The sequence below is a fragment of the Chrysiogenia bacterium genome, from assembly GCA_020434085.1.
In the GTDB taxonomy this organism is placed as follows: Bacteria; JAGRBM01; JAGRBM01; order JAGRBM01; family JAGRBM01; genus JAGRBM01.
On the sequence record JAGRBM010000612.1, the window covers coordinates 1 to 2,830 of the forward strand.

2 protein-coding genes and 1 tRNA gene are annotated in these 2,830 nt (G+C 65.7%); all 3 read right to left on the minus strand.

What is annotated here, in order from left to right; genetic code table 11:
- On the minus strand, window positions 1-2,163 hold a 2,163-nt coding region (locus KDH09_19865; GenBank protein MCB0221965.1), incomplete at its 3' end, for a hypothetical protein.
- A gap of 194 nt (window positions 2,164-2,357) precedes the next feature.
- Window positions 2,358-2,433 (minus strand) — tRNA-Gly (locus KDH09_19870).
- A 68-nt stretch (window positions 2,434-2,501) separates the two neighbouring features.
- A partial coding sequence (locus KDH09_19875) for a diguanylate cyclase (protein ID MCB0221966.1) occupies window positions 2,502-2,830 on the minus strand: 329 nt, incomplete at its 5' end.

A 2,830-nucleotide genomic window follows, 5' to 3' on the forward strand; every position in this document is an offset into this window, starting at 1 on the left:
AACCTTGCCGATGCGCGGGAGCGTGCCGCTGCGACGTGCGGCCAGATCTGTCACGTTGGCCGCCAGCGTCCCGGCTACGAGGCCCGCAAGGCCGCGCCAGGAATCCTCACCGCCCACGAAGCCGTCCTCAAGGGTCACAACGGCGTCGTAGCCGGCCAGCAGTTCCATGACCGCAGCCGTCGGGAAGGGCTTTACCTGCCCGATGAAGTAGACGTCGGTCGGGGTGCTCAGCTTGTCGGCGGCCATGAGCGCGCGGTAGAGCACGGGGCCGGTCACCAGAATCGCAGCCTTGGCGCCGTCTTTCTTCTCGATGGCCGTGACGGCCTCCCACTTCCAGTCGGGACCAAACAGCGGTTTGGAGGGATCGGCCGGATCGGCGATCACGGGCACCACGTCGCGCGGGCCGACGTACATCGCGTAGTCGGAGAGCGAGAACATCTCGCGAATAATGTGCACGGCGTGGTTGGCATCGGCCGGAAGGAAGCAGCGCCTTAAACGCGGCAGCTCAAAGGCCAGGTCGATCCCGTGCAGCGCGTGAGCGGTGATGCCGTCCTTGCCGGGATTGAGGCCGTTGTGGGAGCTGATCACCTTGAGCGGCACGCCAGTGGTGAGCCCGCCGGCGTCGTAGCCGTAGAGGTCCTGCTGGTAGTCGGCGAATTCAAGGCCCTCGCGCCCCACCCCCTGGAGGAAGGCGGCAAAGGTCGCGGTGCAGGCAGTCGGAACCTTGCCCTTGTTGCCGCCGGCTGCGCGGGCCTGGAGCATCTCGTAGGCGGCGCCGCCCGCGGCGAGAATGCCCGCGCGCTCGCGAATGCCGGTCTGCACAAAGCGCTTGCCGATGTGCGAGGCCAGCGCGCCAAGCTGCGTGGAGCCCCCCAGGTCCATGTCGAAGGCCATCATCTGGTCGGAGTTCTTGGCGCCCAGTTCCTGCAGCGCGACGTTCACGCCCTTGCGCGGCGAGACCCAGTCACCACCGTGCTTGTCACCGTCGAGGCGCGCGCTCTTGGAGATATCGAAGGTCTTGGGCCAGGAAAACTCATAGCCCGTGGGCGTGTCCCACTTGGGACGCGCGTGGAACTTGTACTCGCTGCTCTTGCCCGAGGTTGCGGCCAATGCGGCCTTCTCCTCGGCGGTGGGCTCAAGCGCGGCGAGGATCGCCGCGGCGTCTTCGTTCTTGAGATTGCCGTCGTGGTAGTTCACCGGCTTGGCCAGCGGCTTGCCTTTGCTCTCGGCGTGGATGGTGGCGATGATGCCCTCTTCCCACTTCTTGATACCGCTGCCCATGAGCGAGCCCGGAACCCAGACTTCCTCGCCGGCGTCGATCTCCCAGGCTTTGGGATCGGCAAAAACTTCCGAAGCCTTTTTCTTCTCACCCACGGGATTGAGAAAGACCGGCCCCTTGCCGGCGGCGCAGAGCGTGGCGGCCTCGTGCAGGGCCTTGTAGAGCCCGGCAAAGTCATGGACCGAAGGCACGTCGATGACGGTGAGCCCGGCGGCGCGGGCCTTGCCCGCGGGATTTCCCTTGGGATCGACCGAGGCCGTGGTGCCCGAGAGCTGCATGGCATTGAGCGCCGGAATGAAGATCACGCTGGCGCTTCGATTTGCCGCGATCTCGAAGGCTTCGCTGGCCGAGCCTTCCTGCATGGAACCATCGCTCGTAAACAGGAAGACAATGCCCTTCTCGCGCCCGGCGGTGACCTGGTTGGCCAGCGCCATGCCGACGCCGCCGCCCTCGTCACCCAGGCGGCCGGTGTTCATCGTGCCGCCCGAGAGCGGCGTAACGTGGCCGCCGATGGGCTCGCTGGTGCGGAAGCCCTGTTCAAAGTCATTGGGATCGATGAGCCCGTGCTGGCTGAGCACGGCAAAGTAACCGGCTGCAACATGGCCCTGCGCGATGAAGAAATCATCGCCGCGGCTGCGGTCCATCACGCTCAGAACAAGTTCGAGCGGGTCGATGACTTCGAGGCCGCCGCCCAGGTGGTCCTCTCCCACGCGATCGACAGCGCGGACGGCCGACTGGCGAGCCAGCTTCGAGCGCGCCTGGAGGGCGAGCACCTGCTCGCCGGTGAGGGCGGCCTGATCGTGCAGGGAGATCCCACAATCGGGGATCTGGCGCACCAGAACCTCGCCGGTATTGCGCTGGGTGATGGGGTCGCTCTGGTTCACAAAGGCTCCAGTTGCCGGGTTTTTGAGAGGGTTTCCCCCCCAAGGAGGCTCGGGTCAGTTCTTACAGTACTTGGGCGCCCTAGCAAAGGCCGCAGCGGGCGGATTTTCGCCCACTGCAGGGTCGCATCGCGTGATGCCCGAAAACGAAAGGCGCCGACCGGAAAATCCGATCGGCGCCTCATGCGGTCTTAAATTGGAGCGGGAGACCGGGCTCGAACCGGCGACCCCAACCTTGGCAAGGTTGTGCTCTACCAACTGAGCTACTCCCGCCCCGGGAGGACGCTTTTGTAGTCCGAGCGGGCGCCGGTGTCAACGCCGAAAAAACCTTTGAGAAAAATTCAGGCGGACTTGGGAAGACGGGCCTGGACCACCTGGGCCCCGCCCCAGCTCACGGCCTCTTCGAGCGCCTCGCGGCCTGCCTTGATGAATTCCTCGGCGCTGACCTCCCCCGGGGCATCCGTGGAGACGATCCCGAAGGAAAGCGTCACGTGCGTGACCCCTTCCTGTTGAAGCTGCACCCTTGCGGCATACTCGGTGAGCCGCCGCGCCACGACCATCGCCCCCTCGGGCGGCGCCGTGGGCAGCAGAATCCCGAATGTCGTCGGCGCAAAGCGCGCCGGGGTATCGGACTCGGCGCGAATGGATTCCTCGACCTGCACCGCCACCT